The organism is Vibrio sp. JPW-9-11-11, assembly GCF_013369335.1.
Taxonomy (GTDB): Bacteria; Pseudomonadota; Gammaproteobacteria; order Enterobacterales; family Vibrionaceae; genus Vibrio.
In genome coordinates this window covers 71,560-84,897 of sequence record NZ_SZQJ01000009.1, presented here as the reverse complement: position 1 = coordinate 84,897, position 13,338 = coordinate 71,560, and the positions used below count along the sequence as shown (strand labels likewise).

Below are 13,338 nucleotides of genomic sequence, written 5' to 3'. Positions count from 1 at the left end.
AGAGAACTCATATGAAACGCTCATCCATCGTACTCGCGTTAACAGCCACGGTTAGTGGCTACAGCGCCGCGGCTATCGCCAATTCGACCTTTGACAACACACTGACTCAAGATTGGGCTGGCGCGAGAACGCATCTCGCCGAGTCGGGGGTGACGGTCAATGCCGAGTACACTAACGTCTATCAAGCACCGCTCAGCACTACGCCATTGGATCAATCAAACACCTCTCACCGTTTTGATCTATTTACCCAGTTTGATTTTGAGGCACTTGGCCTCTGGCAAGGCGGCAAACTTAACACACAAGTGATTGCTAGCAGTGGTAAGGCGAATGACTTTGGTCTTGTACAGATTTCCAGCCCAAACTCCACCCTGTTCGCCCATGACGATTCAGTGATGGTGACGAGTTTCAATTACAGCCATCAGATTGGCGCAGCCACCCAACTCATGGTCGGTAAATTTGATGCGATTGAGATGATGCGCCCAGCCACTTTCTATGGTGGTGGCACACGTCATGGCTTTATGAATTTAGCGTTTACTGCGCCGCCAAGTGGTGTCGTGCCGCCTTCGTTTGTCGGAGTCATTGCCAATCACAGAGTTGGCAACACCCTGTGGAGTGCGATGGTATTCGACCCACGTGATCGTTATACAGAAAGCTTAAACGCTGAGGGGCTATTTGATGACGGCGTTAGTGCCAGCCTAGGCTTTGCCCACTTTACCCAACTGTTTGACCGCCAAACCCTGCTGTCAGTGAACTACGCTTACAGCACAGAAAAAGGCGCGGACTTTAGCTCACTCACTCCAGATATGGGCTTTGATGCGACCGCACAATACAAGTACAACGCACGATTCCAACTGTCACACAACTTAGTGGAGCGAGAGGGCAATCCCGCGGAGTCTTGGGGCTTGCACCTACGCGGCTCATTGGCTGACGGTAACCCGAATATCTTTAACGCGACCTTTGCGGGTGGCCTAGGCGGTAAAGCGCTATTCTTCGACCGCCCAATGGACACTTGGGGCCTAGGTTACTACTACTACGATCTATCCGATGACCTACAAAACAGCATCAATGCGTTACCACTCCCGTTTGAGCTACGAAATGAACAAGGGTTCGAAGCTTACTACGCGTATGAGCCACTACCTTGGTTGACCGTCACCGCTGATGTTCAATACGTCACGTCAGCGCTCGACACCCAAGACAAAGCGTGGTTGGCAGGTATTCGTACCAACATTCGCTTTTAATCGTTAAACACTCAAAGCAACGCTCCATCAATCACGATGGAGCGTTTTTTTTAGCTTAGGTATTGCTTGCTTAATTGACACACAGTTTTCGCAATCTCACGTAATTGCTCATCACTGCGGTAATGAATGGGAAAAAACGCACACAGATTATGTGGCTGTGATTGCAATACTTCTTCGAGATCGAGCTTAATTAGCCCTTTTTTCTTTACCTGAGAACTTGCCAACCATTCTGGAATAATGGTCCAGCCATCTTGCGCGGCCATCTCTAACAACAGGTTCGTATCGGTAATAATTTGTTTGTTTACCGACATGGGATAAGCCCCAAGTCCCCCGTTTGCAGCGCTCTCCGTCATGTATTGTTTTACCAAACGCAGATCATTAAGGCTCACCGACGCTTCCTTAGCCAACGGGTGCTGTTTTGACAGGTAAGCTGAAAACCGCATCGTGCCAAGATTAATCACATCCAGTTCGTGCGAGGTCGCGATGAGGTTCTCACTCGCCATTAAAGCGATATGTGCCCTTGCTTGTTTGACCTCGACAAACGCTTTTTCACGGATACGTTCGAGAAATTGAACATTTAAGTGTGGGTATTGTTTCGACATAGCGACATGGATATTGGTGAGCAAATCCATCGGCACTAAAGGATCGTAACAAATGACCAACTCTGTACGCGCCGAGTCATGCAATGAAAGCAGCGTTTCCTGCAAATCTCTAGCATGTTTGGCTAAGTGCACGGTTCGCTCATAAATCGCTTGTGCGGCTTGGGTCGGCGTTAATCGCTTACCTTCAAGTTGAAACAAAACCAGTCCGGTCGAGTCTTCTAACGCCACGACCTGCTCTCTAACCGTTGTGCGTGTCTTACCTAATATTCGCCCAGCCTGACTGTAAGAATGCGTCACGTAGACCTGATTAAAGCAGTGAATTTGTTCAAGGGTAAACATCATTGCCCTCCAGAAAATGAACGTACTTCCCTATCATTATGAATTTTTTTGATTTCTACATCCATCTTAAAATCGCAGTGAAGGCTAATAAAAGCTATCGAAAAACACTTACTTAAGGTCAAAGATAATGAAATTTCTACGAAAAGCTTCAACACTCGCTATTACGATGGCGCTCGCCACCTCAGTTAATGCATCATCCCTTGAAATGACCCAGTTTGTCGACAGCAAATCTGAACGTCTACAAGACATATACAAAGACCTGCATGCCAACCCAGAACTAGGATTCATGGAGTACCGCACTGCAGGTGTGGTTGCCGATGAGCTGACCAAACTCGGCTTTGAGGTAAAGTCAGGCATTGGTAAAACCGGCGTGGTTGGTATCTTAGAAAATGGGCCAGGCCCGGTTGTAATGTTCCGCGCCGATATGGATGCCAACGCGGTCAAAGAAGAAACCGGACTGCCTTATGCCAGCAACGTTAAAGTCACCAACCTAGACGGAGAGGAAACGTACGTCTCGCACATGTGTGGTCATGACGCACACACCACCTGGCTGATCGGTTTAGCCAAAGTGATGGCCGAAATGAAATCTGAGTGGCAAGGCACACTGGTATTGGTTGCTCAGCCAGCAGAAGAGCCGATTGAAGGCGCGCAATCTATGGTACAAGATGGTATGTACACCACTCATGGCGTACCTGAACCAGATTACTTCATCGCAATGCATACCTTCCCATTTGCCACGGGTACGGTATTGGCCTCACCGGGTCGCGTGAGTACCGGCTCTGATCATATCGATGTGACTTTCCACGGCGTTGGTGGTCATGGCTCTTCTCCACATTTAGCAAAAGATCCCGTGCTGATGGCTGGACAAGCGATTGTTCAACTGCAAACCGTAGTCTCTCGCCATATTGACCCAACGGATGTCTCGGTATTAACCGTGGGTTCAGTGCAAGCGGGCGTCGACAACAACGTGATCCCTGAAGAAGCGACGCTGAAACTGAAGCTCCATTTCTCAGACAACGATGTTCGTAAGCAGATGCACGAATCCATTACCAACATCGTGAATAATATCGCGCGCTCAAACGGCGTAACAGAACAAGACCTGCCGACCATTACCTACAAAGGCTTTGCGGCGGCCATGGTCAATGACCCAGAACTGACGAGTCTAATTCAGCAAGAGCTGCGTGACGCGGATTATGTCAACAAAGTCGTGCCTCAGTTCCAAGCGCCTGCATCGGATGACGCAACCACCCTAGTTGATCATATTCCAGGGGTAAAAGTCTCTTACCTAGCCGTTGGTTCAGCAGAGCCTAAGCTGGTCGAACAAGCACATAAGAATGGTCAGCACTTCCCATTTATGAACCACAACCCTGATTATCAAGTTGACCTTGATGCGATTGGTAAAGGAACCAAAGTGGCATCAGACATCATCCTTAAGATCATGGAAAAATAGTGTTACCTCATTAACAAAATGTAGGGTGCACGGACGCACCTTTTTTTGCATCTTCTATAAGCTTCTTCTTCCTTTCAAAGCCCCTCAGCCTAGTCAAAAACCCTTGTTGTTTGAACTTCCATTGATTCTGTCACCCTATCTAGTTACTCAAGCAATATAGAAACTTTGTTCCATCTGCGCGACGTCTACTCCCCCTCACCGAGCCATCAGCTTTACGTTCCAACCGCAATGACAACGAAATATCACGCATAAAAAAACGGAGCTCAGTTGAGCTCCGTTTTACACCTTAATAATAGTATTTGTTACGCTTTTACTGTTTCACGCAGTTTTTGGAACACGGCATAGAAACCCGGGGTCATAATCGAGCCCACCGCCAGTACCATCAACATGCCACCAAGCAGGGCAAGACCGGTAGTGTTTTGCGCTGTCGCACCCGCACCTTGTGCAAACGCGAGCGGTAGAATACCCAGAATAAACGACCACGACGTCATGTTCACCGCTCTAAAGCGCATTTTACCGCCTTGGATGGCCGCCTCTTCAATCGACAGGCCTTGTTCTTCACGCTTAATTTTGGAGAACTCGACCATCAAGATGGCGTTTTTCGCCGCCAGCGAGACCAACAGAATCAAACCAATTTGGCCATAAATCGATAGCGCTTGACCACCCATAAGCAAGGCCGCATACGTGCCGACTGCCGCCGTTGGCGCAACAATGATGATGGCCGCAGGCAGTGCCCAAGATTCATACTGCGCCACCAAAAACAGGTAGATGAACACCAAAGCGAGAATCATTGCAATTTGTGCTGTACCGCCCGCTTGTTTCTCTTGGAACGCCATGTTGGTCCATTCAAACGTGTAACCCGACTCAAGCACTTCGCCTGCAATGCGCTCCATCGCTTCAATCGCTTGACCTGAAGAGTAGCCTGGCGCGGCGTTTAGCTGAATACGCGCGGCTGGTAGCATGTTGTAGCTGGTCACCAAGTCTGGTTCAAGTGTCGGTGAAATGGTCGCCACGGTCGACAAAGGAACCTGCTTACCGCTGTTTGATGGCACATGGATGCGCAATACGTCATCAAGGTCGTTACGCTGCTCGCCTTTTGCCTGAACGAACACACGGTAGCTACGGCCATTCAGTGCGAAATCATTGACGTAAGAAGACGCAAGGTGGGTAGCCATCGCATCATTGATCGCGCCGAGCGTTACCCCCATTTGACGCGCTTTTTCACGGTCAATGTCAACATTGTAGTGAGGCACATTTGCGCGATAGGTGGTCATCGCACGAGTGATCTCTGGAGCTTGGTTTGCCGCCGCCACCATCGCGTACGTCATTTGGGCCAGCTCTTGTGCACTGCGACCGCCTGTGTCTTGCAGCATGAATTCAAGTGAATCACCGGCACCTACACCCGGAATCGCTGGCATACCCATGGTAAATGTCATCGCCTTATCGATGCCGTGCAATTGACGGTTCAAACGCTGTGCAACCGCTGCCTGAGTATGGTCGCCCTCTAGCTCAAGACGCTCATCCCAGTGCTTTAAGTTGATGAACATGGTCGCCGAGTTTGACGCCACACTGCCGGTTACGGCGTTAAAACCAATCGCACCTGCATAATCTTCGATCGCGGGATCGTTATTCAAAATCGCTTCCGCTTTACGAATCAGCTCATGAGTACGCTCTTTTGACGCGTTGTCCGGCAAGAACATCGCCAGTGCCAATACGCCTTTGTCTTCAGTAGGGACAAATGCAGTCGGTAGCTTAGCGTTCATGGCAACCATAGCACCAATCGCAACAGTAAAGGCCACGCCCAACACCAAGCTCTTACGAACCATCAGTGCCACCGCTTTACCATAGGCGTTAGTCACGCGGTCAAACATGCGGTTAAAAGCAACAAACCATTTCGCTGGCTGGCTGTTGCGCTTCATCACCATGGCACACAATGCTGGCGATAGGGTCAGCGCGTTAATCGCAGACAATACTAGCGCAATACAAATCGTGATTGAGAACTGAGCGAACATCAAGCCGGTAATACCCGGCAGCATCGCAACCGGAATAAACACCGCCAGCATAACCAGCGTCGACGCGATAATAGGCCCCGTCACCTCTTTCATCGCTTGAATGGTCGCTTCTTTACTTGACCACTGCGGCTGTTCTTCCAGAATACGTTCGACGTTTTCTACCACTAAGATCGCATTGTCGACCACAATACCTATCGCGAGAATCAAGCCAAATAGCGTCACTGTGTTGATACTAAAGCCGCCCATTTGCATAAAGGCAAAGGTACCAATCAAAGAGACAGGAATGGCCACAACAGGCGCTAACGTTGCACGCACATTACCCAAAAATAGGTAGGTCACGGCGATAACCAGCAGAACCGCAACCACTAGCGTTTCTACGATACTCTTAATCGATGCCTCTACCGCAAGCGTGGTGTCGTAAGGAATCGCATATGACATGCCGGCTGGCAAAATAGATTCAATGTCTTTTAGCACCGCTTTAACCGCTTCACCCGTTTCCAATGCGTTTGCATCTGGGTTCGCTTGCATCATCACTAGCGCGGCTTCTTGACCATTGTAGTTGGCGTATGCGTCATAGAACTGGCTGCCAATTTCGATATCAGCCACATCCGCAAGGTGAATATGGTTACCATTAGCCAGTGTTTTGACAATCACTTGCTCAAAATCTTGAGCACTGGTTAAACGCCCTTGTGTGATCAAGTTAAACTGAAGTGCGGCATTTTCACGGCTCGGACCTTGACCAATACGACCGGCAGGGACAACCGCGTTTTGCTCGCGAATCGCGTTCTTCACTTCTACTGTGCTCACGCCCAGAGCCGCCATACGATCCATATCAAGCCACACACGCATACCATACGTCGCGCCGATGAGGTCGCTGGTCGCCAGCCCTGGAATACGCGCGATGCGCTCCATGAAGTTGGATTCCACCCACGAGTTGAGCTCAAGCTCAGACATTGACTCGGTTTCAGAGTAAAACGCGACCGCAAGCAAATCGTCCGGCGTCGCTTTACGGATACGAATACCACGCGCACGCACTTCGAACGGCAGCATGTTTTCCGCTACCGCCACACGGTTTGAAACGTTGACCATCGCCATGTCAGAGTCGACGCTGTTATCAAACGTGATATTGAGGAAGTAACGGCCATCGTTAGTCGAACGCGACTGCATGTACACCATGCCATCCACGCCGTTGACCTCCTCTTCAATTGGGTTACCAATCACCTCTTTCACTGTTTCTGCGCTCGCTCCGGGTAAAACGGCGATCACACGTACCTGCGGCGGTGTCACACTTGGGTACTCAGCCACTGGCATGGTTTTGATCGCGATTAGACCGATCAAGGTCAGGAAGATCGAAATAACAAACGCAAATTTTGGTCGATTGATGAAAAATTGACTTAACATGGACCTACTCCGCTACCACTACTTGAGCACCTTCCCTAATGCGCTGTAGACCACCGATAATGATTGGCTCTTCCACGGCCAAACCTTGTGTAATAAAGACGTTTTGACCAATGCGCTCTGACACTTCTACGTCTCGGCGAGCCGCCACCCCGTCTTCAATCGTCAGTACATATTGCGCTTTGTAGTCTTGGTGAATCGCCGCGTGCGGAATTTTTACACCAGCAAGCGCTTGAGTCGGCGCAAGGCCAACACGTACATACTGATTCGCGGTCAACTGGCCTTGTTCGTTGTTGAAGGTTGCTGCCAAATCAATCGTGCCACTTTGCGGGTCAATCTTGTTATCAACAAAAGAGATAATCCCTTCGCTGTCGACAACTTCACCACCGATTTCTAGTGAGACCAGTGTTGCGTCTTGGCGTGAAAAATCATGTGCGGAAACATCGCTTTGCTTGAGTGAGAAGCTCGCTTCAATCGGATGGATTTGCACCAAGTCGGTAAGTGGTCCAAAGTTAGGGCCAACCATATCGCCAATCGAGAACAGGCTCTTACCCAGTTTGCCACTGTATGGCGCTCTTACTTTTGTTTGCTCTAGGTTGTCTTGTTGGACAACCAGGTTGGCTTGCGCTGACTCAACGCGGTGCTTGGCTTGCGCCAACTCTGCCGAGCTCACATCAAACTGTGCTTGCGATAGGCCGCCAGTTTTCAACATATTTGCATTGCGCTTATGGTTCAGCTCAGTGAGCGCCAGCGCTGCTTTCGCCTCGCTCATAGAAGCCTTAGCGGCATCCAATGCGGCTTGGTATGAGGTTGGGTCAATCTCAAATAGAATGTCGCCTTTTTCAACCACTGCGCCGTCTTCAAAGTTTTTCTTAAGTAAGTAACCTGTAGTTCTTGGCGTCAGCTTGGCTGACTCAATCGCTTGCATTCGGCCAACGTAATAGCTGGTTGGGCTGTGCATATGCGCCTTTGCATTGACGACACTAACAGGAGTTGCTTGAGCCACATTTTGCTGGTCATTTTCATTTGAACTACCACAACCAGATAGCAAAAGGGCAATCGCTGTGTATAAGGGCAATTTTCTCATGAGTTTCTCTTTATTAAATAATTTGAATGAGTGGGTGTGGTTGAATCACTAAACATCTAGTAGGCGATTAATCGCGTTTAGCGCTTCATCATCAAGAACGCCAGCTAGGAAATGTAATTGAAGATTTGCCACCAAAAAATCAATCTGAGCGGCGGTTAACTGCTCTTTCGCTGAGTAGAGTTGACGCGTCGAGTCAAGCACATCAACGATGGTACGCGTACCAATTTCAAACCCTTGCTCCGTCGCTTTTAGAGCCGATTGTGCCGAAATCACCGCTTGTTGATACGCCGATTGCGCGCTCTCAAGTGTGACTAAATCCTTCTCTGCGCTGCGCACTTTACGCGTTACCTGTCGCCAAGTATGGCTTTGCAGCTCAAGCGCTTGTTGGTACTGAATGTTGGCTTGCTCAACTCGGTTATCTGTTGCACCACCACGGTAAGCGGGCAAAGACATAGCAACGCCGGCAAACACTGTGGCATTGTTGTCTAAATCTTGAAACGAGCCTTTTGCTTGCTGTGGTGCATTGCTGCGTGATTGAGTAGCAAACGCATAGCGGTACTCGGCAACTAAGCCAATGGTTGGCATATGGCCAGCTTGCGCCAATGCAATTTGTTCACGCGAGAGTTCGACCAATTGACGTTGGATCGCCATTTGCTGACTCTCTGCTTGCGCGAGCTCTTGCCAACTAATGTGGCCATTAGGTTGCGGAATTGAAATCTTAGGTAGGTTGGTACCTAACGATGCCACTTGGGTATATTCACGACCCGTCAGCTCATACAAGTAGTCAAGGGCCTTTTCCAACTCATTTTGAGCAAAAATCACCGCTGTTTCCGCTAGGTCATATTGCGCTTGGGTTTCTTTGACATCATTCTCTGGCACGAGGCCGTTGCTAAAACGATGCTTAACTTGAACCAAGTGCTCACCAATCGCTTGCTTGGTCGCGTTGACCTGCTTTTGCTTCTCTTGCGCTTTGAGTGCATTGAAATAGCCATTGACCACACTCATCTGCATCGTTGCTAACGCATAATCATAGCTAATCTGACTAAGCTCATGCTGCTGCTCGGCAATGGCACTGGCTTTATTAAGCTGGTCATTGAAAATGTTTTGCCCAACGGATACCGAGACTTCCGCACCATGACCGTCGGTTTCATTCATCGTGGTCCAATCATTGCGCAGACCACCGTACTGAACACCCACATCCACCTGTGGGCGATATTGACCATCAATGATGTCGCTGCCTTTGCGCGCACTATCCATTTCTAGCGCTGCACTGGCGAGGATGGGATTATTCTCAAGTGAATCGAGATAGAGTTGTTGCAAGTCGACAGTTTGTGCCACGGCGGTCGTGCCGCCAAGGGCCAAACTGATACCAACTGCACTTAACAGTAATCTATTCATAGTTTTACTCGCTGGTTTACAACGTAATTACGTGATTAATCGTGTTTAATAACGCTGTTTTACTGACAAACTCGGGCAAAACGTAGACTTGGAGGAACAGGAATTGTTTCAGATCAGCTTTCGCTGCGGTAGAAAGGAAAAAGCGTGGCGACGCTCGGCTTTTTTTGCTATTTAATTTATTACTTATTAATTAAAGAGCGCCGTTAGAAATGCTAGGGTTGAAAGCAAAAATTACTTGGTTTAACGATGAGAAAAAATTTGGTTTCGCGGTACCCGATGTTGTGCCAATCGATGTGTTGATCGACCTAAGCAGTATTAACCGTTCAGAGCTGGAACTGACATTAGGCCAGCGCATTTATATCGAGGTAGAAGCGCAGCAGGACGGCGCTTTTCGAGCCACCACCTTAATTCCACTTTAACCCATGCCAAATACACCACAAGAACAGGCCGCTACACGCGGTAGACCTAAGCGAACAGAACACGAAAACTATCAGCGGCAAATAGCCACGCATTATCATCACTTGTTGCAGCTTCGCAGCGAGTTCGACGCTGAGCTTAAGCAGCGCTATCCCGATTTGGATCCCGCCTCGCTAGGTGATGTTGCGCAACTTGTACTCGCAACAGCCGAAGAGTACCGATTATGGGCTGAGCTCGATAATCGCCTGCTCTCTGTTCAACGACATGCCAAACCAAGAGAACAATTTGTTAAACAGTGCCCGCCGCTATGCGCGTGCCTTAACCAACTTAGTGATACTTATCAGCTGATCTTAATCCAGCGGGAACAAGCGATAACCCCCTGTGAACATGAGTGGCAACACGCCGATATAGACGAAATAAATCAAGCGATTGCGAGCCTCAAGAGACAGCCAGCTCGCGAGCAAACCTTAGTGCTGTACGGCGTTGTTTTGTGGCTACGCAACCAGTGCGATCTTTCCCACCCAAACACACATGTTCAACCCTGGCGAGCCGTGATCAGAGCGTTACTCAATCACTTTTTGGAGTATCGCCTCGGCCTGATCTATCCCATTGATGGGGCGAAGACGCCCGGTCGTCCAAAGCTTCCGTTGCCTGTGATGCTGATACGCGCAGAGCAAACTTTAATTAACGAGTATAAAATACTCTCAAAAATCTGCTTTGAACTGCAGCAGATCCCCAATACACCTCAGCAGCTATGGCGACAATTCCACAATCCTAAAAAACCTAAAATTGGCCGCAAACCATTAACAGAAAAGGAAAAAATAGAACGGGAAGTCGATAAGATCATCGAGCAATTACGCCTGCTTGAGCAAAGGGAGCCAAGCCCGCCTAAACCTACCCAATCGACTCGTGGTCGTAAGCCTCTCACCAAGGAGCAACGCCGCCAAAAGCTTACCTCTAGAAAGATGCAATTGGAGGCCAAACTAGCCAAGATGCGCGTGTGAGTAAGGTTCGGTGAATCTTGTGTTTTGCCGTCATTTAACACCTGCATTCTATCCGTTCGACTCTACGTTTCCAGATACAAAAATGGCCTAGCTGATAAGACTAGGTCAATTTCTCCTCAAAGCAAAAGACCTGACCTGACCCTCCGGTTTCATGTATGGAAAAACCTGTTTTCAAAATGGTAACAAGCCAAACAGCGCAATGTTGCATATCATCCTCGTAAACCCAATTCGTCTGCGAGGTAGGAATGAAAAAAGTTAATTTACCCCGATATCTAATGTGTAGCTTTGCCTTTGTGTTGCTGTATCCTACGGCAATAGATCTCTACTTAGTTGCTTTACCACAAATCGCCAATGACCTATCTGCGAGCGAATCACAACTTCATATTGCTTTTTCTATTTACCTTGCTGGTCTAGCTTCGACTATGGTTTTTGTTGGGCGAGTTGCTGATTGTTTTGGGCGCAAGCCTGTTGCCATTTGCGGTGCGGTCATATTTACCCTTGCATCAATGTTCGCGGGATCTGCTGAGACCAGTGATAGTTTCCTAATAATGCGCTTCTTCCAAGGTGTAGGTGCCGCATGTTGCTATGTAGTGGCCTTCGCCATTTTGCGCGACACTTTAGGTGAACAAAAGCGAGCTAAGGTTCTGTCGATGCTCAATGGAATTATCTGTTCTATCCCGGTACTTGCCCCCGTGATCGGTAATCTGATTATGATCAAGTTTCCTTGGCCCGTGTTATTCACTGCCATGGCAACAATGGGTGTAATGATAGGTTTAATTGCTTGCTTTGTCTTGAAAGAAACCTTGCCTAAAACCAAGCGCACAACTTTAGAAGTGAGTGTAGATTCGAACGAATCACTATCTAATCGCTTTTTCATATCGCGCGTTATTTATACATCTTTAGGCGTCACAGCGATTCTCTCTTATGTAAATACGTCACCAATGATAATAATGGATTCGATTGGTTTTAATCGAGGCGAATATTCAACCACGATGGCACTACTCGCGTTGGCTGGTATGACGACATCGTTTTCAGTCCCATTTGCTCTGTCTTACTTCAAACAAATCACATTGATGTTCGCTGCACAAATGACCAATTTTCTGTCGGCTATCGTTATTCTCGCGGCTCACTTGAATAGCGATAGTCCGACACTCTATATGGTAGGGTTCACTCTGCTCAGCATGAGTTTCCCTATGGGGTTTGGTGTTGCGATGAGTCAGGCGCTAAGTCAGTTTTCTCGTAAAGCTGGTCAGGCGAGTTCTATGCTTGGCATAGGGCAGGTTTCTTGGTCTGCACTTTACATTTGGTTGATGGCGACGTTAGGAGTGTCGGCCGTGATGATGTTAATGATAGCGTTGGTTGCCAGTAGTGTTATTGGGCTCTCTATAATATTATTATTTCCAAATCATAATGTTAGTGAGCCTCATGAAGAAATCTCTTGCCCGACTTGATCTTAATTTACTGCTCACTCTGCAATTGCTACTGCAAGAGCAGAGTGTCACTAAAACGGCGAAAAAACTTAATGTGTCTCCCTCCTCAGTGAGTAAGTCTTTAGGCAAATTGCGTACTTGGTTTGATGACCCGCTTTTTGTGAATACGCCGCAAGGCCTAAAACCAACAAATCTCGCGACAAATGTGCAAGAGCTTTTATCAGACTGGATGCAGCTCGGTAACCAGATTGTTTCACTCAGAGGTGATGACGTCCCAAGCGGAGTGAAGTTTAATCTTGGAGTAGAGTCGCCATTGTCACTCATCATGGTCGACGAACTTACCAAACGAATCCATGATTTTTATCCGGACTCAACGGTTAAGTACCATAACTGGGATGAGGACTCATTAGATGCCATTACTAGCGGTGAAGTGGATATTGGTTTTACTGGCCGCGAAAGCCATCCTCGCTCCAAAGAGTCGTTAGAACTGCTACCGTATTTCATTAACTTCGAAGTGTTGTTCTCAGATTTACCTATGGTGTATGTCCGCAAAGATCATCCTGCGCTCAAGCAAGAGTGGAATTTAGATACTTTTTTAAGCTATGCCCATATCAATGTAGCATGGGAGAAAAATGACAGTTGGGTATTGGATGAGATCTTGGCTGAACAGGGATATACCCGAAACGTTAGCTTAACGATGGCAAGCTTCGAGCAAGCTTTATTTGTTGCAGAAAAGCCCGACCATCAAATGTTAACCACTGCACCAAAGTATTGTCAGCGATACTGCGAACAGCTCCATCCAAACTTAACCGCATTGCCTATCCCAATTGCCGAAGACTATCAGCACAAGCTAATGATTCCATTTACTATGATTTGGCACAAGCGCAATAACCAGAACCCAAAAATCGTTTGGTTGAGAGAGACGATAAAGAGCCTGTATGGTACAAGGTGAATGGTCAGTTG

General features: G+C 48.1%; 10 protein-coding genes. 6 read left to right on the top strand and 4 right to left on the bottom strand.

Annotated features, from left to right (window positions below):
• Positions 1-11 precede the first annotated feature (11 nt).
• Positions 12-1,238 carry a carbohydrate porin gene (locus FCU94_RS12770; protein ID WP_176288899.1) on the top strand — a complete coding sequence of 409 codons (1,227 nt, stop codon included), beginning with the start codon at positions 12-14 and terminating at the stop codon, positions 1,236-1,238.
• A gap of 50 nt (positions 1,239-1,288) precedes the next feature.
• On the opposite strand, the gene FCU94_RS12765 is transcribed toward FCU94_RS12770, so the two are convergent.
• Positions 1,289-2,182, bottom strand: a complete 894-nt coding sequence (locus FCU94_RS12765; protein ID WP_255199265.1) for a LysR family transcriptional regulator — start codon at positions 2,180-2,182, stop codon at positions 1,289-1,291.
• Between the two features lie 124 nt (positions 2,183-2,306).
• Here FCU94_RS12765 and FCU94_RS12760 point away from each other — a divergent pair, with 124 nt between their 5' ends.
• Positions 2,307-3,629, top strand: a complete 1,323-nt coding sequence (locus FCU94_RS12760) for an amidohydrolase (RefSeq protein WP_176288898.1) — start codon at positions 2,307-2,309, stop codon at positions 3,627-3,629.
• Between the two features lie 302 nt (positions 3,630-3,931).
• Here FCU94_RS12760 and FCU94_RS12755 read toward each other — a convergent pair whose 3' ends face one another.
• The 3 genes from FCU94_RS12755 to FCU94_RS12745 are packed head-to-tail and all read right to left on the bottom strand — an operon-like array spanning position 3,932 to position 9,524.
• The gene (locus FCU94_RS12755) at positions 3,932-7,042 is read right to left on the bottom strand and encodes an efflux RND transporter permease subunit (protein ID WP_176288897.1); all 3,111 of its coding nucleotides are present in this window, start codon (positions 7,040-7,042) and stop codon (positions 3,932-3,934) included.
• A gap of 4 nt (positions 7,043-7,046) precedes the next feature.
• Positions 7,047-8,126 (bottom strand): efflux RND transporter periplasmic adaptor subunit, encoded by a 1,080-nt coding sequence (locus FCU94_RS12750; protein ID WP_176288896.1) that lies wholly within the window; start codon positions 8,124-8,126, stop codon positions 7,047-7,049.
• Positions 8,127-8,174: 48 nt separating this feature from the next.
• Complete coding sequence (locus tag FCU94_RS12745) at positions 8,175-9,524, bottom strand: TolC family outer membrane protein (RefSeq protein ID WP_176288895.1); 1,350 nt, start codon at positions 9,522-9,524, stop codon at positions 8,175-8,177.
• A 209-nt stretch (positions 9,525-9,733) separates the two neighbouring features.
• Between FCU94_RS12745 and FCU94_RS12740 the strand changes: the two genes are divergently transcribed.
• From FCU94_RS12740 to yidZ, 4 genes are all read left to right on the top strand, one after another.
• On the top strand, positions 9,734-9,943 hold the full coding sequence (locus FCU94_RS12740) for a cold-shock protein (protein WP_176288894.1): 210 nt from the start codon (positions 9,734-9,736) through the stop codon (positions 9,941-9,943).
• A gap of 3 nt (positions 9,944-9,946) precedes the next feature.
• On the top strand, positions 9,947-10,945 hold the full coding sequence (locus FCU94_RS12735) for a hypothetical protein (RefSeq protein ID WP_176288893.1): 999 nt from the start codon (positions 9,947-9,949) through the stop codon (positions 10,943-10,945).
• A gap of 245 nt (positions 10,946-11,190) precedes the next feature.
• Positions 11,191-12,396 (top strand): MFS transporter, encoded by a 1,206-nt coding sequence (locus FCU94_RS12730; RefSeq protein WP_176288892.1) that lies wholly within the window; start codon positions 11,191-11,193, stop codon positions 12,394-12,396.
• Positions 12,371-13,327 carry an HTH-type transcriptional regulator YidZ gene (yidZ, locus tag FCU94_RS12725; RefSeq protein ID WP_176288891.1) on the top strand — a complete coding sequence of 319 codons (957 nt, stop codon included), beginning with the start codon at positions 12,371-12,373 and terminating at the stop codon, positions 13,325-13,327. Before FCU94_RS12730 ends, yidZ begins: the two co-directional genes overlap by 26 nt.
• The last annotated feature ends 11 nt before the right edge of the window (positions 13,328-13,338 follow it).

Coding starts and splice junctions, on each gene's coding strand:
- FCU94_RS12730 (WP_176288892.1), top strand. CDS start 11,191: ATGAAAAAAGTTAATTTACCCCGATATCTAATGTGTAGCTTTGCCTTT.
- FCU94_RS12735 (WP_176288893.1), top strand. CDS start 9,947: ATGCCAAATACACCACAAGAACAGGCCGCTACACGCGGTAGACCTAAG.
- yidZ (WP_176288891.1), top strand. CDS start 12,371: ATGAAGAAATCTCTTGCCCGACTTGATCTTAATTTACTGCTCACTCTG.
- FCU94_RS12740 (WP_176288894.1), top strand. CDS start 9,734: ATGCTAGGGTTGAAAGCAAAAATTACTTGGTTTAACGATGAGAAAAAA.
- FCU94_RS12770 (WP_176288899.1), top strand. CDS start 12: ATGAAACGCTCATCCATCGTACTCGCGTTAACAGCCACGGTTAGTGGC.
- FCU94_RS12750 (WP_176288896.1), bottom strand. CDS start 8,126: ATGAGAAAATTGCCCTTATACACAGCGATTGCCCTTTTGCTATCTGGT.
- FCU94_RS12755 (WP_176288897.1), bottom strand. CDS start 7,042: ATGTTAAGTCAATTTTTCATCAATCGACCAAAATTTGCGTTTGTTATT.
- FCU94_RS12760 (WP_176288898.1), top strand. CDS start 2,307: ATGAAATTTCTACGAAAAGCTTCAACACTCGCTATTACGATGGCGCTC.
- FCU94_RS12745 (WP_176288895.1), bottom strand. CDS start 9,524: ATGAATAGATTACTGTTAAGTGCAGTTGGTATCAGTTTGGCCCTTGGC.
- FCU94_RS12765 (WP_255199265.1), bottom strand. CDS start 2,182: ATGATGTTTACCCTTGAACAAATTCACTGCTTTAATCAGGTCTACGTG.